This window comes from Kitasatospora cheerisanensis KCTC 2395 (assembly GCF_000696185.1).
Classification (GTDB): Bacteria; Actinomycetota; Actinomycetes; order Streptomycetales; family Streptomycetaceae; genus Kitasatospora; species Kitasatospora cheerisanensis.
Genome location: NZ_KK853997.1, coordinates 735,755 through 753,171 on the forward strand (window position 1 = coordinate 735,755; position 17,417 = coordinate 753,171).

16 protein-coding genes and 1 pseudogene are annotated in these 17,417 nt (G+C 74.7%); 7 read left to right on the forward strand and 10 right to left on the reverse strand.

Annotated elements, in window-relative coordinates; translation table 11 throughout:
• Window positions 1–397: ANTAR domain-containing protein (locus tag KCH_RS03250; RefSeq protein ID WP_035858744.1), on the reverse strand; the 397-nt coding region annotated here is incomplete at its 3' end.
• A gap of 193 nt (window positions 398–590) precedes the next feature.
• Between KCH_RS03250 and KCH_RS03255 the strand changes: the two genes are divergently transcribed.
• On the forward strand, window positions 591–1,160 hold the full coding sequence (locus KCH_RS03255; RefSeq protein ID WP_035858747.1) for a type 1 glutamine amidotransferase domain-containing protein: 570 nt from the start codon (window positions 591–593) through the stop codon (window positions 1,158–1,160).
• A gap of 191 nt (window positions 1,161–1,351) precedes the next feature.
• Here the strand turns inward: KCH_RS03255 and KCH_RS03260 are convergent, their stop codons facing one another.
• Window positions 1,352–3,970, reverse strand: a complete 2,619-nt coding sequence (locus KCH_RS03260) for a SpoIIE family protein phosphatase (protein WP_035858749.1) — start codon at window positions 3,968–3,970, stop codon at window positions 1,352–1,354.
• A 254-nt stretch (window positions 3,971–4,224) separates the two neighbouring features.
• Between KCH_RS03260 and KCH_RS03265 the strand changes: the two genes are divergently transcribed.
• Window positions 4,225–4,524 (forward strand): hypothetical protein, encoded by a 300-nt coding sequence (locus KCH_RS03265; protein ID WP_035858751.1) that lies wholly within the window; start codon window positions 4,225–4,227, stop codon window positions 4,522–4,524.
• 43 nt (window positions 4,525–4,567) lie between these two features.
• Here the strand turns inward: KCH_RS03265 and KCH_RS40875 are convergent.
• Together KCH_RS40875 and KCH_RS03275 are read right to left on the reverse strand one after the other, a co-directional pair.
• A pseudogene (locus KCH_RS40875) lies at window positions 4,568–4,879 on the reverse strand (TetR/AcrR family transcriptional regulator); the annotation flags it as partial.
• Window positions 4,880–5,245: 366 nt separating this feature from the next.
• Window positions 5,246–7,447 carry a catalase gene (locus tag KCH_RS03275; protein ID WP_035858754.1) on the reverse strand — a complete coding sequence of 734 codons (2,202 nt, stop codon included), beginning with the start codon at window positions 7,445–7,447 and terminating at the stop codon, window positions 5,246–5,248.
• A gap of 220 nt (window positions 7,448–7,667) precedes the next feature.
• Between KCH_RS03275 and KCH_RS03280 the strand changes: the two genes are divergently transcribed.
• Window positions 7,668–8,948: an SDR family NAD(P)-dependent oxidoreductase gene (locus tag KCH_RS03280; protein WP_244305124.1), complete on the forward strand. Its 1,281-nt coding sequence runs from the start codon at window positions 7,668–7,670 to the stop codon at window positions 8,946–8,948.
• Here the strand turns inward: KCH_RS03280 and KCH_RS03285 are convergent.
• Window positions 8,858–10,324: an aminotransferase class I/II-fold pyridoxal phosphate-dependent enzyme gene (locus KCH_RS03285; protein ID WP_035858757.1), complete on the reverse strand. Its 1,467-nt coding sequence runs from the start codon at window positions 10,322–10,324 to the stop codon at window positions 8,858–8,860. The two genes, KCH_RS03280 and KCH_RS03285, sit on opposite strands and share 91 nt — an antisense overlap.
• Before the next feature lie 195 nt (window positions 10,325–10,519).
• Between KCH_RS03285 and KCH_RS03290 the strand changes: the two genes are divergently transcribed.
• Window positions 10,520–11,707 (forward strand): alcohol dehydrogenase catalytic domain-containing protein, encoded by a 1,188-nt coding sequence (locus tag KCH_RS03290; protein WP_035858760.1) that lies wholly within the window; start codon window positions 10,520–10,522, stop codon window positions 11,705–11,707.
• 66 nt (window positions 11,708–11,773) lie between these two features.
• On the opposite strand, the gene KCH_RS03295 is transcribed toward KCH_RS03290, so the two are convergent.
• Both KCH_RS03295 and KCH_RS03300 read right to left on the reverse strand, forming a co-directional pair.
• Complete coding sequence (locus tag KCH_RS03295; protein WP_035858763.1) at window positions 11,774–12,739, reverse strand: LLM class F420-dependent oxidoreductase; 966 nt, start codon at window positions 12,737–12,739, stop codon at window positions 11,774–11,776.
• 39 nt (window positions 12,740–12,778) lie between these two features.
• A complete protein-coding gene (locus KCH_RS03300; protein ID WP_035858766.1) occupies window positions 12,779–13,078 on the reverse strand; it encodes a hypothetical protein in 300 nt (99 codons plus the stop codon).
• A 144-nt stretch (window positions 13,079–13,222) separates the two neighbouring features.
• Between KCH_RS03300 and KCH_RS03305 the strand changes: the two genes are divergently transcribed.
• Both KCH_RS03305 and KCH_RS03310 read left to right on the forward strand, forming a co-directional pair.
• Window positions 13,223–13,642, forward strand: a complete 420-nt coding sequence (locus KCH_RS03305) for a hypothetical protein (RefSeq protein WP_035858769.1) — start codon at window positions 13,223–13,225, stop codon at window positions 13,640–13,642.
• A complete protein-coding gene (locus KCH_RS03310; protein ID WP_035858772.1) occupies window positions 13,639–14,121 on the forward strand; it encodes a hypothetical protein in 483 nt (160 codons plus the stop codon). The genes KCH_RS03305 and KCH_RS03310 overlap by 4 nt, the downstream gene beginning before the upstream one ends.
• Before the next feature lie 39 nt (window positions 14,122–14,160).
• Here the strand turns inward: KCH_RS03310 and KCH_RS03315 are convergent, their stop codons facing one another.
• From KCH_RS03315 to KCH_RS03325, 3 genes are all read right to left on the reverse strand, one after another.
• Complete coding sequence (locus KCH_RS03315) at window positions 14,161–14,394, reverse strand: DUF6296 family protein (RefSeq protein WP_035858775.1); 234 nt, start codon at window positions 14,392–14,394, stop codon at window positions 14,161–14,163.
• Window positions 14,395–14,518: 124 nt separating this feature from the next.
• Window positions 14,519–15,100, reverse strand: a complete 582-nt coding sequence (locus tag KCH_RS03320) for an HAD-IIIA family hydrolase (protein WP_051652687.1) — start codon at window positions 15,098–15,100, stop codon at window positions 14,519–14,521.
• Window positions 15,101–15,675: 575 nt separating this feature from the next.
• Window positions 15,676–16,047, reverse strand: a complete 372-nt coding sequence (locus KCH_RS03325; RefSeq protein WP_051652688.1) for an STAS domain-containing protein — start codon at window positions 16,045–16,047, stop codon at window positions 15,676–15,678.
• Between the two features lie 244 nt (window positions 16,048–16,291).
• On the opposite strand from KCH_RS03325, the gene KCH_RS03330 reads away from it, so the two are divergent.
• Window positions 16,292–17,242, forward strand: a complete 951-nt coding sequence (locus tag KCH_RS03330) for an AraC family transcriptional regulator (protein WP_035858778.1) — start codon at window positions 16,292–16,294, stop codon at window positions 17,240–17,242.
• Window positions 17,243–17,417: the final 175 nt, after the last annotated feature.

Genomic DNA, 17,417 nt, shown 5'->3' on the forward strand with positions numbered 1-17,417 from the left:
CGGCGGGCGGCGGCCCGGCATCTTCGGCACTCTCGGCAGCATTGACGGTATCGGCGGCATCGACGGAATCGAGGGGCCCGACGGACTCGGAGTCGTCGGCGGCCGACGGGGTGCGCCCGGCTGTCCGGTCCGGATCGGTGGCGCGGGCGGCCGGTCGGGGTGCGGCGGTGGCGACCAGGTCGGCGGCGACCCGGGTGAGTTTGCGGTTCTCCTGCTGGGAGCGGCGCGACAGTTCCTCGAACGCCTGCTCGGGGGTGCATCCCAGCCGGCCGACCAGCAGGCCCTTGGCCTGTTCGATCACCGCCCGGGTGCGCATCGCGGAGCGCAGACCTTCCAGTTCCGTCCGCAACCGGTCGACCGTGGCCTCCATCGCGGACCGGTTCTCGCCGAGCGTCACCGTCTCCTCGCCTCCGCCGTCCTCGGGCTCCAGCCTATGCCGCCCGAGTGTCCGTTCCGGTCCATTTCCTCCCGTTTTCCGCGTCGGCCCCGGTCGGACCGGGCGGACGGCCGGGGCCGGTTTGGCGGGCGGCGTTCGCGGTGAGACGCGGCGAGAGGGGGGTCGAACGAGCGAGTTCCGGAGTGGAGTGGACATGAACGAGTTGGACGGAGTCACTGTCGCGTTTCTGGCGGCGCCCGAAGGGACGGAGCAGGTCGAGCTGACCTCGCCGTGGCAGGCGGTCCTGGACCACGGGGGGACGCCGCGACTGGTGTCCACCGAGGCGGGCAAGATCCGGGCGTTCCACCACCTCGACCGGGCGGACGAGTTCACGGTCGACGAGGTCGCCGCGAACACCTCGGCCGCCGACTTCGACGCGCTGGTACTGCCCGGCGGCGTGGCGAACCCGGACTTCCTGCGGACCGACCGGCATGCCGTGGACTTCGTCAGCGGCTTCTTCGCGCGCGGCAAACCGGTCGCGGTGATCTGCCACGGCCCGTGGACGCTGATCGAGGCCGGCGCGGTGAACGGCCGCACCCTGACGTCCTGGCCGAGCCTGCGGACCGACCTGCTGAACGCGGGCGCCCGCTGGGTGGACCAGGAGGTGGTGATCTGCGTGGACGGCCCCAACACCCTGGTGTCCAGCCGCAAACCGGACGACCTGCCGGCCTTCGACCGCGCCCTGGTGAGCACCTTCGCCGGCCGCCCGGCCGACGTCGTCTGAGCCGACAACCGCCTGCCCAGGCACGGCCCGTACCGGGGCGGACCCGAAGCCGCCCTACCTGGCAGCACCCGAAGCGCCCCAAACCCCGCCCGAGGCCCGACGCGCCGGAACTCATCCCGCACGCGCGTCGAGCCCCGGGCGGTCGGTGTCCGCCACGGAGGGGGCGTACGGAAGGCTCCCGGGGGCGACGTTCAGCCGGTCGGCGTGGGGCGCAGGGCGAGTAGGGCGATGTCGTCGGTGCTGTCGGCGCCGAGGGTGATGATCAGTTCGTCGCAGAAGACGTCGACGGGCTGCCGGGCGAGGGCGGCGGTGTGGCGCCGGAGGCGTGCCATGGCGGCGTCGAGGGGTTCTCCTCGGCGTTCGACGAGGCCGTCGGTGTACAGCAGCAGGGTGGAGTGCGGCGGCAGCCGGTCCTGGGCGGTGGGGCGCGGCAGGTCGACGTCCATGCCGATCAACAGGCCCGCGCCGCCGTCGAGGTAGCGGGTCTCGCCCTCGGCGGTGGTGAGCAGCGGGGGCAGGTGGCCGGCGGAGGAGTGGTGGAGGTCCCAGGGGCCGCCCTCGTCGCCCTTGATCAGGGCGTAGACGCAGGTCGCGGTGGAGTGCGGGTAAAGGGTCTGGCTGGCGTGGTCGAGGTGGCGGAGGACGTCGCCGGGCGGTTCGGGGCGGTCCACGGCGATGCCGCGCAGCATGTTGCGCAGGGCGCTCATGGTGACGGCGGCCTTGAGGTCGTGGCCCGCCACGTCGCCGATGACGAGCACGGTGTCGCCCGGGGGCAGCACGAACGCGTCGTACCAGTCGCCGCCGACCTCGGCGGTGGTGCTGGAGGGGACGTAGCGGGCGGCCATCCTCAGGTGGCCGGCCTCGGGCAGTTCGGGCAGCAGGGCGCGCTGGAGGCGCTCGGCGGTGTGGCGGGTCTGCTGGAACATCCGGGCGTTGTCCACGCCGAAGGCGATGTTGCGGGCCAGTTCGGCGACCAGCAGGACGTCGTCCTTGGTGAACGGATGCTCCTGCCTGGTGCGCACCAGGGTGAGCGCGCCGAGCACCTCCCGGCGGGCCCGCAGCGGGGCGACGATCGCCGAGTCCGCGTCCAACTGCTCGAACAGTTGCAGTTGTTGGGCGTCGAGCGGGCTCTCGGCCCGGCCGGGCTCCGGGATGTCGGTGACCAGTAGCGGGCCCGCGCCGCGCAGCACCCGGGGCAGCGATCCCTGCGCGGTCTCGGAGACCGCGGGGAGCCGGCCGATGGACACCCCGCTGACCTGGAGCTGCGGGTCGCGGTGGGCGAAGCAGGCCCGCTCGGTGTGCCCCTGCTCGTCGACCAGGACCACCGTGCACCACTCGGCGAGCCGCTGGGTGAGCACGCCGCACACCCGCCGCAGCCGCTCCCCCAGCACCGGGGTGCTGGTCATCGCGCTGCCGATGTCGGCCATCAGGGACAGCCGTTCCAGCGCCGATCGGGAGACGCTGGCCCGTTTCGCCTTCGTCGTGGTGCTCGGCAGGCTCACCGGGCCCGGCTGCGGACTGGTGTACCTGCCCTCCTCGCGGGCCGGCGACCGGCCGAACGGGGCTGATCTGGACGTGAGTTGGGCGACGAAGACGGTGCGCCCGTCGACGGCCTCCTGGGTCTGAACCTGGAGCCGGACGGGGACCAGCCGGCCGTCGCGGTGCTGCGCGGGAAGCGGGATGGAGAGTCCCAGGGTGCGGGCCTCCCCGGTGAGCAGCAGGGAGCTGAACGCGGCCACGTGGCGTTCGCGCAGGTGCTCGGGCATCAGCACGGTCAGCGGCCGGCCGACGAGTTCGGTCGGCGACCAGCCCAGCAGTTCCGCCGCCGCGGTGTTGACCGCGATGATCCGGTTCAGGTCGTCGGCGGCGACGGTCGGCGCGCTGGCGGTCTCCACCTCGCCGGCGTCCCAGGGGGCCAACTCGGTGGGCGTGCCGTTGGGTTCACCGGAGGTGAGGGTCCAGGCGGTGGGGTCCGCGCCGGCGAGCTGGCGGCCGACCTGGTCGAACAGCCAGTGCGGGAAGGCCCGGATCTGCGGGAGGGCGGGCAGGCTGAGCAGGGCTCCCTGCCGGCCGGCCACCTCGGCCTCGTCGATCACGCCGCGCAGGACGGCCACGGCCGCGGCGGCTCCGGCGGGGAAGGCCACCAGCAGGGAGAGCGTCGAACTGTCGGGGGTCTCCTGCTGCACGGCGACCTTCATGCAGGAGCAGATCACGTTGCTCACGTCCTGGGCGACGGCGAGGTCCTCCCGCCGGACGCCGGTCCGCGCCTCCAGCTCGCGGGTCAGGTACAGCTCGCGCAGCAGTCCCTCCCAGTGCTGCTGCGCCGCCCAGTACAGGGCGTACGGCACGTCGGTCAGCGTCACGTTGACGTTCCGGCCGGACGGCGGCACGGTCTCCCAGGCGGAGGTCGGCGGCGCCGGCGGTTCGGGCCAGAGTTCGAACCAGACCGTCTTGCGGTCGGCGGTGCTGTGGACGCCGTGACTGGGCGCCAGCTCCTCGACCAGGGTCAGGCCCCGGCCGGTGCAGGCGTACGGCCGGTGGTCGTGCGGCACCAGGCCGCGCTCCGGCCGCTGATCGCTGACCCGGACGTGCACCCGTCCCTCGCCGACCCAGGCCCGTACCTCGAACTCGGTGCGCGCGTGCAGCACCGCGTTGGTCGCCAGCTCGCCGGTCAGCAGCGCGGCGGTGTCCGCCACGGCGGGCCCGACGCCGTCCAGCAGCGAGCGGACGAACCGCCGGGCGAGCGCGACGCTCTGCGGCACCGGCGGAAGCCGCCAGGACGCCGCCCCGGACGGGATGGGGATACCCATGCAGGGAGCCTGCCCGAAAGCCGTGAGGCTACCCAGGCAGCCGGTCGCCCGGGGCGCGACACCCTCTCCCGGGCGAGGGGCGCAGCAGCACCCGGGCGGCGCGCGTCGCCGTCACGCGCCGGCAACGGCCACCGGGCCCCTGCTTCATCACTGTGAGTGATTGACCGGTCGCGGGGCCGGACTCGATGCTCGAAGCGGCACGGGCCACCACCAGCACGGGTCCGCGGGCCGTGCCGCCGAAGGGAGCTCTCACGATGCGTTTCCGTCAGCACGCCGCCGCGGCCACCACTGCCCTGACCGTCCTCGGGGTCGCCCTCGCCACCGCGCCCGCCGCCCACGCCGCCGGCGGCACCGCCCCGGCGTGCATCGCCCGCGTGGTGGACGAGATGCCGGACGGCCAGCACGTGTGGCTGGAGAACAACTGCGGCCGGACGATGCACGTCAAGGTGATCGTGGACGGCTGGTACGACAGCAGCTGCCTGCGGCTCGCGAACCGGGCCAGCCGTGAACTGGTGCTGAAAGTCGGCACCTACCGCAAGACCGTGGTCTGCTGAGGCCCCGCCCCGGGGCGCACCGCCCCGGGAGCCGGCCGTCCGGTCAGTGGCCGAGGCGGTGCGGTGGGCGGTCGAGGATGAGCGAGCCGGCCGTCTCGATGACCTCGGCGCGGGTGCGGCCGGGGTGCTCGGCGGCGAGGAAGTGGCTGCCGATGGCCATGCAGAAGGCCATCAGGCTGCGGGCCTCGATCTCGTCGGGGTCGGTGCAGAAGGTGCCGATCGTCTCGCGCAGCAGCTCCATGCGCCGGTTGTCGACGCGGCGCAGGCGCTCGGCGACGGCGGGGTCGCGGCGGGCCCAGTCGCGGACGGCCAGGTCGATGGGGCGCAGCCGTTCGGAGAAGGTGAGCCGGCCGGCCGGCCGGGCCCGGTCCTTGGCGTCGCCGGCGCCACCGTCACCGCGCCGCAGCCGGCGCTCGCGGCGGGCGGCCACTGCGTCGAAGCCCCCGGAGTCACCGTCTGCTTCGAGGCCTACGGCGACAAGGTGCGGGTGTACGACAGCGCCAAGGACGGCCGGTCCGCGGTCGCCCTCTGGGCCACCGACTACGGCCGCAACGGCTACTGACGCAACTCGCAGGGCGCCGGCACCTGGTTCGAGTGCAACGACGACATGAAGGAGACGGGCTCCATCCGGATCCAGCCGACCCTGGTGGACGGCGACACCGGCGCCTGGAAGGTCTACGAGGTCTGGAAGTGGCTGCCGATCGGCTGACCCGACGCCCCGTCACTCACCGCCGCCGGGAGCGGGAAAGCGCTTCCACACCCGGTGTTCGGCGAGCAGGTCCGCCACCTCGCGGAGCACCTGCACGGGGTCCTCGCCCAGCACCACGCCCTCCCCGTCGGCCGGGAGGCCGGCGGCGGTGAGGGTGTCGCGGGCGGGCTCGCCCCAGCCGCCGATGGCCTTGGCGTGCCGCCAGGCCTCGCCGAGCAGCAGGGCGATGCGCGGGTCGACGGTGTCGTCGGGGCCGGCCGCGCGGGCGTCGCGTACGGGGGTCGCGTCGGCCGCGGGGCCGGGGGTGCCGGCCAGCAGGACGGCGTCGAACTCGACGGACCGGGCGGTGGCGAAGCTGCGCTGGACGCGGTCGGGGTCGCCGCCGGAGGGGGCCACCACCAGCGGCACGAGGTCGGCGGCGAGGGCGGCCTCGCGGACGGCGGCGAGCGCCTCGGGGTCGGTGTCGGGGCCGGTGAGGATGCCGACGGTGCGTCCGGCGACCGGCCAGCGCGCACCGAGCTGGGACAGCGCGGGGCTGGGGTCGACCTCGACGGTCTCACCCTCCGGTGCGGGCAGGCCGAGGCCGTCCGCGACCTGGGCGCACAGCCGGGCGTCGATCCGGGCGAGGGCGAGCAACGTCCGTTCCCGGACGGCGGGTTCACGGCACTTGCCGAGTTCGAAGGTGTACGCGGCGATGATGTGCTCCTGCTCGACCGGCGTCATGCTGAGCCAGAACTGCCGCGGCTGGCTGAAGTGGTCGGCGAAGGACGCCGGGGACTCCCGGACCTTCTTCGACTCGGCGACGGGCAGCGGGTGTTCGACGAACGCGTGCTCCTCGGCGCCCGCGAAGAACGGGCAGCCGCCGTCCAGCGAGTTCGGCTTGTAGGGAGCGACGCCGGGGTGCACCGCGTCCTGGTGGAAGCCGTCGCGCAGCATGTCGTTGACGGGCGCGTGGGTGCGGTTGACCGGGATCTGCGCGAAGTTGGGTCCGCCGAGCCGGGTGATCTGGGTGTCCAGGTAGGAGAACAGCCGCCCGGACAGCAGCGGGTCGTCGGTGATGTCGATGCCGGGGACGAGGTGTCCGGGGTGGAAGGCGACCTGTTCGGTCTCGGCGAAGAAGTTGGTGGGGTTGGCGTTCAGCGTCATCAGGCCGAGCGGCCGGACCGGGGCCAGCTCCTCCGGGACGATCTTGGTCGGGTCGAGCAGGTCGATGCCCTCGAAGGTCTGCTCGGGCGTGTCGGGCATGACCTGGACGCCCAGCTCCCACTGCGGGAACGCGCCGGCCTCGATCGCGTCGGCGAGGTCGCGGCGGTGGAAGTCCGGGTCCAGGCCGCCGAGTTGCTGGGCCTCGTCCCAGGTCAGCGAGTGCACGCCGAGCTTCGGCTTCCAGTGCCACTTGACCAGGCAGGTGGAGCCGTCGGCGGCGACCAGCCGGAAGGTGTGGATGCCGAAGCCCTCCATCATCCGGTAGGAGCGCGGGATGCCCCGGTCGGACATGTTCCACAGCGTGTGGTGGGTGGCCTCGGTGTGCAGCGAGACGAAGTCCCAGAAGGTGTCGTGCGCGGACTGCGCCTGCGGGATCTCCCGGTCGGGGTGCGGCTTGGCGGCGTGCACCACGTCGGGGAACTTGATCGCGTCCTGGATGAAGAACACCGGGATGTTGTTGCCGACCAGGTCGAACACGCCCTCGTCGGTGTAGAACTTGGTCGCGAAGCCGCGGGTGTCGCGGACGGTGTCTGCGGAGCCGCGCGAGCCCAGCACGGTGGAGAACCGCACGAACACCGGCGTCCGGGCCCCGGCGGCGAGGAACGCGGCCCGGCTGATCCCGGCGCCCGCCCCGTACGACTCGAAGACGCCGTGCGCGGCGGCCCCGCGGGCGTGCACGACCCGCTCGGGGATCCGCTCGTGGTCGAAGTGGGTGATCTTCTCGCGCAGGTGGTGGTCCTGCAGCAGCACCGGCCCGCGCGGGCCGGCCTTCAGCGAGTGGTCGGAGTCCGGCAGCCGGGTGCCCTGGGCGTTCGTCAGGTACGCGCCGTCCTGCGACCTGGCCGCCGCGCCGTCCTGCGGGCCGCGTCCGGTCGCGGAGACCGGGGCCGGGGCCCCCTGGTCGGGCTTGGGCGGCAGCGGGGCGCGCGGCTCCGTCGGCTCCTGCACCGTCGGTTCCTCGGGCGCGGGCACGCCGGGGACGTCGGGGTGGGTGTCTTCGCCGTGCATGAGGGTCTCCTCCGGGGACGTGGTCGGTGGCCCGCCGGACCCGGCCGACGGACGTCACACTCACCGACGCGGCTAACCGGCCGGGCGGAGCGGGAAACGGGGCTGCTCGGGTGAATCTCCCGCCGCGGCCGCCCGGCCCGCTGCCGTTTCCGCCGCACCCCGCTCGGGCAGGCGCGCCGCACGGCAAGCGACAGGACCCGTCGGAGGAGAGGTGGCGGTCGTGGCACGAGTGGATCTGGCCGGGAGGACGGCGCTGGTCACGGGCGGCTCGCGCGGCCTGGGCCTGCTGATCGCCGAGGAGCTGGCCCGGCGCGGCTGCCGGGTCGCCGTGTGCGCCCGCGACCGGCAGCAACTCATCGTCGCCGAGCAGCGGTTGACGAAGCTCACCACCCGCTGCGCGGCGCTGGAGTGCGACCTGACCGCGCCGGGCGCGGCCGGTGACCTGGTGGAGCGGGTGACCGACCGGCTCGGGCCGGTCGACGTGCTGGTCAACAACGCCGGGGTGATCCAGGTCGGACCGCTGGCCGCCCTGCGCGAGGAGGACTTCCGCACCGCCTGGGACACCATGGTCCGCGCCCCGGTCGACCTGGTCCTGGCCGTCCTGCCCGGCATGCGCGAGCGCGGCACGGGCTCGCTGGTGACCATCGCCTCGATCGGCGGCCCCGTCCCCGCCCCGCACCTGCTGCCGTACGACACGGCGAAGGCGGCGCTGGCCGCGTTCTCCCGCGGCCTGCGGGTGGAGCTGTCCGGCAGCGGCGTCCAAGTCACCACCGTGATACCGGGGTTGATGCGGACCGGCTCCCACCTGGCGGCGCAGTTCTCGGGCCGGGCGCGGCACGAGTACTCCTGGTTCGCCACCGCCTCCGGCGCGCCGCTGCTGTCCATGGACGCCGGCCGGGCGGCCCGGCGGATCGTCCGCGCCGCCGAGTCCGGCCGGGCCGAGCTGACCCTGACCCCGGCCGCGAAGCTCGCCACCCGCCTCCAGGGCGTCGCCCCGGCCACCACCGGCCGGCTGCTCGCCCTCGCCGGCCGCCTGCTGCCGGGCCCCGGCCCGGACCCGGACCACAACTGCCCGGCCACGAGGCCGCCGCCGCACCGGCCGCGTCGCCCCGGCCCTGACCACCCTCGCCGACCGCGCGGCCGGCCGCACCAACGAGCCCGGGGCACAAGGCTCTTGAGGCCCGGCCGACATCGCCTCGACCGGGCCGCCGCCTGCCACGATCATGGGTGGATGCCGTCACCCGCCTCAGCTGCCCGCGACCTCCGCGACCACGCCGTGCTCCGGACCATCGGCTGCGAACTCGCGGCCCGCACCCCCGTCGAAGCGGTCCACCCCCGCGCTCAGCCGGATGCCGGCCGGTCAACTGACCGCCAGGGAGCCCGCGTTCCGGAAACGGCCGTGAGGCCGCGTCAACTCTTCGCCGTGACGCGGACGGTGCGCAGCGCCGGGTCGGCCGCGTCCGGGACGAGCATGCCGGCGGCGAGGCCGGTGCGCAGGTAGTCGAGGACGGGGCGGTTCAGCCGTTCGCCGGGCAGGGCGGCGGGGATGCCGGGCGGGTACGGGGTGAGCATCTCGGCGGCGATCCGGCCGTCCGCGTCGGCGAGTTCGACCGTCTCGACCGGTCCGAAGAACGCGTCGCGCGGCAACTCGGCCTGTTCCAGCCGGAGTTCGCGGGGGCCGGGGACGTCCACCTGTGCGGCCGGGGTCAGTTCGGGGGCGTGGGCGGCGAGTTCGGTGAGGGCGTCGAGCAGGGTGCCGGTGGTGACGGGGTCGTCGGCGTGGGTGAGCTGGGCGCTGATCCGGCGGTGGTCGCACAGGTGGGCGGTGACCTGGTGGTGGGCGCGCAGCCAGTCGCCGGCCCGGTAGCCGGTGGTGCCGAGCCCGGTGATGTCGATGATGATCTGCAGCGGGTCGAGGTCGGCGGCGAGGCCGGGCCCGCAGAAGTCGGCGTGGCCGTGGACGTGCATGCCGTCGATGGCGTCGATCCGTTCGCGGGTCTGCGCGGCCAGCGTGAGCGCGTCCTCGTACAGCTGGGGGCCGTGCTGGACCATCTGTCGCCGCCAGCCGTCGAGAGCGGCGTAGATCAGGACGTTGGGGCTGGTGGTGCCGAGCAGGTCGGCGCACCGGCCGAGGACGACGGGGTCGATCAGGTCGCCGCGCAGGTGGAAGACCGAGCCCTGCTCCAGGCCGGAGCCCATCTTGTGGACGGAGGTGACGCAGAGGTCGGCGCCGGCGTCCATCGCCCAGGTGGGCAGCTCGTGGTGGAACGGCAGGTGCGCGCCCCAGGCCTCGTCGACCAGCAGCGGGACGCCGTGCTCGTGGCAGGCGTCGGCGATCGCCCGGAGGTCGGCGCAACTGCCGTACGGGGTGGGCGAGGTGACGAGTGCACCGCGGGCCTCGGGGTGGGCGGCGAGGGCCGCCCGGTAGGCGTCGGCGGTGGGCGGGTGGGCGAGGTGCCGTTCGGCGTCCCAGGCCGGGTCGACCCAGATCGGGCGGATGCCGGCCAGGATCAGCCCGGCGATCACCGACTTGTGGGCGTCCCGGCCGACCAGCAGGTGTTCGTGCGGTCCGGCGACGGCGAGCATCGCGGCCTTCACGGACAGCGAGCTGCCGCAGGTGGAGAAGAAGGTGCGGTCGGCGTCGACCGCTTCGGCCATCAGCTCCTGGGCGCGGCCGAGGGTGCCGTGCGAGTCGGTGCGGTCGTCCAGGCCGCCGGTGGCGAGGACGTCGGAGCGGAACACGTCCGCGCCGAGCACGTCCAGCACCCGGGGGTCGGTGCCGCGGCCCTGCTTGTGGCCGGGCGGCGTGAACGCGGTGAGCGGGTTGGCGTGCAGTGCGGAAAGCGCTTCCAGCACGGGAGCCTGCGACTGGTCCATGGGCCGCGCCTGCCCACCGGCCGCGAACGGAAACCGCGCCGGCCGGCCGAGGCCCGGCGCCGGCCGTCGAACGGGAACCGCCGGGCCGCAGCCGCCCGTGAACGGAGGCGACCGGAGGTGCCCGGCCCGCTTGGCCCCCGCCCGTCCCGGGCAGACGCGGGGCCCGAGCCGAGTGCCGAGCGATGGAAGTGCGCGATGCGTGCGGTGACGTGGCAGGGCAGGCGGGACGTCCGGGTGGAGCAGGTGCCCGACCCGCGGATCGAGGACCCGACGGACGTGCTGGTGGAGGTGACGTCCACCGGCCTGTGCGGTTCCGACCTGCACCTGTACGAGGTGCTCGGGCCGTTCCTCGATCCGGGCGACATCCTCGGCCACGAGGCGATGGGCGTGGTCCGGGAGACCGGCCCGGCGGTGCGCACGCTGCACCCGGGCGACCGGGTGGTGGTGCCGTTCAATGTCAGCTGCGGGACCTGCCGGATGTGCACGGCGGGCCTGCACTCGCAGTGCGAGACCACCCAGGTGCGCGACTACGGGAGCGGCGCGGCGCTGTTCGGCTACACCAAGCTGTACGGCCAAGTGCCTGGCGGGCAGGCGGAGTTGCTGCGCGTCCCGTTCGGCGACACGCTGCCGGTGAAGGTGCCGCACGGGCCGCCGGACGACCGGTTCGTGTTCCTGTCGGACGTGCTGCCGACGGCCTGGCAGGCCGTCGAGTACGCGGACGTCCCGGACGGCGGGACGCTGCTGGTGCTCGGGCTCGGCCCGATCGGCGACATGTGCGTGCGGATGGCCCTTCAGCGTCCGGGCGTGCGGCGGGTGATCGGCGTGGACCTGGTGCCCGAGCGGCTGCAGCGCGCCCGGGAGCGCGGCGCGGTCGTCCTGGACCTGACCGACCGGCCCGAGCTGCTGCCGCAGACCGTGCTCGACCTGACCGACGGCCTGGGTGCGGACAGCGTGATCGACGCGGTCGGCATGGAGGCGCACGGCTCCCCCGGCGCGGCGGTCGCGCAGCGCGCCGCCGGCCTGCTGCCGGACGCGCTGGCCCGCGCCCTGATGCAGCGCGCCGGCGTGGACCGCCTGCACGCCCTGCACCTGGCGATCGACCTGGTGCGGCGCGGCGGCACCGTCTCCGTGGTGGGCGTGTACGGCGGCATGACCGATCCGCTGCCGCTGCTCACCATGTTCGACAAGCAGATCCAGTTGCGGATGGGCCAGGCCAACGTCCGCCGCTGGACGGACGACCTGCTGCCGCTGCTCACCGACGCCGACCCGCTCGGCGTGGACGGCTTCGCCACCCACCACCTGCCGCTGGACGAGGCGCCCGCGGCGTACGAGATGTTCCAGCAGAAGCGGGACGGCGCGGTCAAGGTGCTGTTCCGCCCCTGAACCGCGACCTTGAACGCGGAACCACGACCTTGAACACGCCGTCCGCGGCGATGATGTGACGGACCGTCAGAGTTCGCGGAGCGCGGGCAGCAGCTCGCGCTCCGCCCAGTCGGTGAAGGCGGGCTGGCTGTCGCCGCCGACCTGGATCAGCGCGACCTCGTCGAACCCGGCCTCCAGGTAGGGGCGGACGGCCGCCACGAAGTCCTCGGTCCGGGAGCCGCAGGGGATGGACTCGGCGACGTCCTCGGGCCGGACGTACGCGCTGGCGGCGGCGAAGCCGGCCGTGCCGGGGAGGTCGGCGTTGACCTTCCATCCGCCGCCGAACCAGCGGAACTGCTGGTGGGCACGGGTGACGGCGGCGTCGCGGTCGCGGTCGAAGCAGATCGGGACCTGTCCGACGGCGGGCTTCCCGGCGCCGCCGTGCTCGGCGAACGCGGTCAGCAGCCGCCGTTCCGGCTGGACGGCGATCACCAGGTCGGCGAGGCGTCCGGCGAGCGCGCAGGAGACCGGTCCGGACACCGCGACGCCGATCGGCGGGGGCTGCTCGGGCAGGTCCCAGAGCTTCGCGCCGTCCACCTGGAAGTGCCGCCCGTGGTGGGTGACGTACCCGCCGGCGAACAGCGCCCGGATGATCTCCACGGCCTCCGCCAGCATCTCCTGGCGCACCGCGGCGGCCGGCCAACCCCGGCCCACCACGTGCTCGTTGAGGTTCTCGCCGCTGCCCAACCCGAGCCGGAACCGGCCGCCGGAGAGCAGTTGCACGGTCGCGGCCTGCTGGGCCACCACCACCGGGTGGTAGCGGAAGGTCGGGCAGGTCACGTACGTCATCAGCGGCAGCGCGTCGGTGGCGCGGGCGGTCGCGCCGAGCACCGCCCAGGCGTTGGGGGCGTGGCCCTGCTCGTCCAGCCAGGGGAAGTAGTGGTCGGAGATCACCGAGAAGTCGAACCCGGCCCGCTCGGCGCGCACCGCGTCGTCGACCAGGTCGGCCGGCCCGCGCTGCTCCGTCATCATCGTGTATCCGATTCGCACCATGGTTCGCGTGTGCCCGCGCCGCCGCGGTTCGCACGCGGATCAGCAGGTTTTCCCACCGTTCGCAGCAGTGCCCCGGCGGGGGAGCCAGAGGCGGCGCCGGTGGTCCCGGTCCGGGGCGAACAGCCGGAGGCCGCTGATCACCCGGTCGCCGGCCCGGTCGGCCCGCACGTACAGGTGCGCGTCCTGCGGGCCGAACTCGTGCTCGCTGTCGAACACCAGGTCCTGGTCGAGCCGGCCGGCGTGCCGGATCAGGTCGGCCTCCACCTCGCCGACGGGGCGGCCGACCAGCGCGATGCCGTCGAGGCGGAACTGCGGCCCGGTCCGCGCGGCGACGGTCAACGCCCGAACACCCGCCGCCCCCTCCGGTCCCGCCCCCGGCGCGGCGGGCGGGGGTTCACGGTAACGGCCGGCGGCGCGTGGTGTACGGCCGCCGGACCGGGTACACGCGGCGTGCCGGAGCCGTCCGAGTGGAGGAGGCCCGCGATGCGCCGACGACCGGACCGGATCGCCGCGCCATGGGACGGGCGCACCCCGCACGGGCCCGGGCAGTCCTGGCCGGTGCGCCGGGACAGCCGCCCGGCCGACGTCCTCACCGAACGGGACGTGCAGCGCTGGGCGCCGGCCGCGTCGCTGCCGCACTCCAACGGCGACGCGAGGGACGTCGCAGTGCGCGACGGCCGGATGGTGGGGGCGCGCGGCGGCGACGGGGACCGGGCGAACCGGGGGCGGCCCGGCCCGGAATGCCTGTACGGCCGGCATGCCAACGCCCCGACCACCACCGCCTCCGCCCCCGTCGACCCCGGCGCCGTCCCCGCCACCACCGGCGGGCCCGACGCGTACGCCGAGCAGCGGACCGAACCCGGCGCCGCGGACGCCGGCACCACCGAGGAGGACTCCCCATGAACGGCACCAGCGCCGTCCTGCGCACCCTGCACCACGGCGAACTCGCCCTCCAGCAGGACCTGTTGGCCGCCGCCGACCGGCACCGCGACGAAGCCGAACTGCATCACGTGGCGAGCGACCTGGCCGGCTGGTCCGGCGAACACGCCCGCCGGATCGCCGACGCCGCCGCCGACCGCGGACTCCACCTGCCCGCACCGCCCGAGCCCGCCCCGCTCACCCGGCTGCGCCGCAAGGCCGCCGAGGACCTCGCCCCGCGCCCCGCACCCGAACTCGCCCTGCTCGACGACCTGTGCGCGCTTCACCTGGACGCCACCCGCAACTCCCTGCACTGGGAGATGCTCGCCCAGGCCGCGCAGGCCCTCCGGGACAGCGCCCTGCTCGACCTCGCCACCCGCTGCCACCCGCAGACGCTCCGGCAGATGCGCTGGACCAACAGCATGATCAAGACGCTCTCGCCGCAGCTCCTCACCGCCGACTGAGCGGCGCCCGACCTCCACGGCGGGTACGGCCGCGCGGCCTCAGCCGCTCAGCGGGTACGCGTAGCCGAACGGGTGGCACAGGCCTTCCGGGTAGGGCTCCAGGAAGCGGGCCACCAGGCCCTGCACGACGACCCGCAGGCCGTCCTTCCCCGAATACACCGCATGCCCCTCGGCCGTGGTGTCGCCCGTCCGGTACACCACCACCATCTCCTGCGGGGCGTGCGATCCCGGACGCCCGGGAACGGCGATCCGGTAACCGTGCGGGCTGTCCATCACTCCACCTCGGCCCTGCTGCTCCAGGGGCTCCACAACCCGCCCGGCCCCGCAACCCGCGCCTACCCGCGGGCCGTTCACCCGAATCCTCCGCTCCCGCGGTGCCGGCTTCCGGCCGGCGCGCTCAGCGCGGAACGGCCTCGACCGCGAGCAACTTCCGTACCGCGGCGGGCAGATCGGCGGCGCGGTGCGAGCCTGCGGCGACGATCTCCTCGGGCCGGGTGGCGAGGGTGGGCACCAGGATGCCGTGCGCCCCGGCGGCCGCCGCGGCGGCGAGGTCCGCGCCGGTGTCGCCGATCACCGTGGTCCGCCGGGGGTCGGCCCGCAGGGCGCGGGCGGCGGCCAGCACGAGCCCGGGAGCGGGCTTGCGGCAGTCGCACCCGTCGGCGGAGGTGTGCGGGCAGACCGCCCAGACGTCGAACGGGCCGAGCATCTCCTCGATCCGGCGGTGGACGACCTCCACCTGATACCTCGTCAGCATGCCCCGCCCGACGCCGGACTGGTTGGTGACCACGCCGAGCGGCAGCCCGAGGGCGCGCAGCTCCTCGACGGCCTCCCGGGCACCGGGCCGCGGATAGACCCGGCCCGGGTCGCCGTTGTAGGCGATGCCCTCGATCAGCATCCCGTCGCGGTCCAGCAGCACGGCCGCCATCCGGTGACCGGCCGCCCGCCGCTGCCCGGCGTGCCGGAGGTAGATCCACGGCACCGCCTCCGACGCCCCGCCCGGCCCCGACGGACGCGGCTCGCGACGCGGCTCGCGACGCGGCTCGCGACGCGGCTCGGGAACCGGCCGGCCGTCGTCGACGGCGGCGGGTCGCACGGTGCGGGACTCCGGTGTGAAGGCCATGCCCAGCGGCTAGCCACTGCCCGGCGCCTCAAACACCGGGCGGACCCATGGAGGAGCCCCGGGTCGCTCACCACGACTCGGGGCTCGTTCGGCTGGTGTCGCGCCGGCTGGCACCGCGTCAGTCCTCGCCGAGGACGGCGTACAGCTCGACGTCCGTGGGCGGCTCCGCGGCGGGCGGGGGCGGCGCGCTCCCCGGCCGGTGGATGCGCCGACGCTCACCGGGCGGCCGGCGGGTCGCGCCTCGGGCCGTCGGGCCGCAGGCAGTTGCGGCATGGGAATGGCGGGTCGACGGGTGTCCATGACGAGGTCCTTTCCGTTCCCCCCGTCCGTTGGTCCTTTCTTTCCCCTCCCCTGGGCGCCGCGCCTACCCGGCGGGCCGTCCCGGAAACGCGAGCGGCCGTTCCCTGATGTGCCGTCAATCCGGAGGAGAGGGCCTACGGCACCCGGTCGACGATGTCGAAGACCCGGTCCGTCTCGGTGACCTGAAGCAGCCGCGACACCTGCGCGCTGGGCGCGCCGATCCGGAAGGTCACGCCCGCGTCGAGTGCCGCCCGGTGGGCGCGGATCAGCTCGTTCAGGCCGGAGGAGGAGCAGAAGCCGAGCTCCGAGCAGTCCACCACCACCGTGCGCGGTGCGGGCCGGCCGTCCAGCGCCCCGCGCAGCGCGCTGGCGAGCGCGGGGGCGGTGTCCATGTCGGCCTCCCCTGCGACCTCGACCACGCAGGTGCCGGACGGGCCGGGACGATGGGTGATCCGCAGTCCTGTCGCCAGTTCACGACGCAGTTCCTCCGGCAGTTCCCCGCTCATGGCCGGACTCCTCTCTCCGCCGCCGGGCGCCCGCGGTGGGGCCTCCCTTCGACCGTGTCCGAATCGCCGCGCCCGCGCAGCCCCGAGAACGAAACACCGCCTCCCGTCAGCCGCCGGAGCGAAGCCGGTGACCGAAACGGAACGCCCGGGTTTTCGCCCGCACGGCGGCACGCGTACCCTCGGGCCGAAGAGGAGGCGGCACTCGCCGGACCGGCCGTACCCGTCCCCGTGCCGATGGAGCAGCGTGCAGACCCTGCGGTTCGACAGCACCAGCGTCGACGCGACGGAGGAATTCCTGTCGACGGCGTACACCCCGATGCGGATCGGCGGGCCGGTCGAGGACGCTCGGGTCCGGATCGACCGCCACGCCGTCCGGCAGCTCAGCATCGACCGGCTCAGCTTCGGCTACGACATGGCGTTCGACGCGCACGGACTGCCCGGCGTCTGCCTGATCAGCATGCACAGCGGCACCCTGATCGACCGGACCGGCGGCAAGGAGCACGTGTACGGGCCCGGCGACACCTTCCTGCTGACCCCGCCCGAGACGCCCTACCAGGGCGAGGTCCGCTCCGCCCGGTACACCATCGCGATGTTCGACCCGAGCCTGCTGGACGGGCTGGCACCCGCCGGCTCCGACTCCACGGGCCCGGTCCGGCTCACCGGCGCCCGCCCGCTCACCCCGGCCTCCGGCCACGCCCTCGGCTCGACCATCGCCTACCTGCGCGACCACGTCCTCGGCGACGCCGCCGCCCCGCCCACCGAACTGCTCGCCGCCACCGCCGCCCAGCACCTCGCGGCCGCGGCCCTCGCCGCCCTCCCGCACAGCGCCCGCACCGAACCCACCCGCACCGACAGCCGCGACGCCACTCCCGGGACGCTACGCCGCGCCCTCTCCTGGATCGACGCCCACGCCCAGCAGGACGTCACCGTCGCCGACATCGCGCGCGCCTCCTACGTCACGCCCCGGGCCCTCCAGTACGCGTTCCGCCGCCACCTCGGCACCACGCCCCTCGCCCACCTGCGCCAGGTCCGCCTGCACGCCGCCCACCGCGACCTGCTCGCCGCGGACCCCGCCACCACCACCGTCACCGCCATCGCCATGCGCTGGGGCTTCGCCCACCCGGGCCACTTCGCCGCCCACTACCGCAACACCTTCCGCACCACCCCCACCACCACCCTCCGCCGCCGCACCTGACGGCACCTCACCCGCCGACACGCCGGAGATGCCGGCGGGTGAGGGTGCGGACTTCCGGCGCCCCCACGCTCCGTCACTTCGCGCCCCGCGCACCAGGCTTGCTCCTCGGCCTCCTCCTCCGCCGACAGAAAGGGCCCGGAGCCGGTCTCCTCACCGCGGAGGTCCGTCCGCGCCC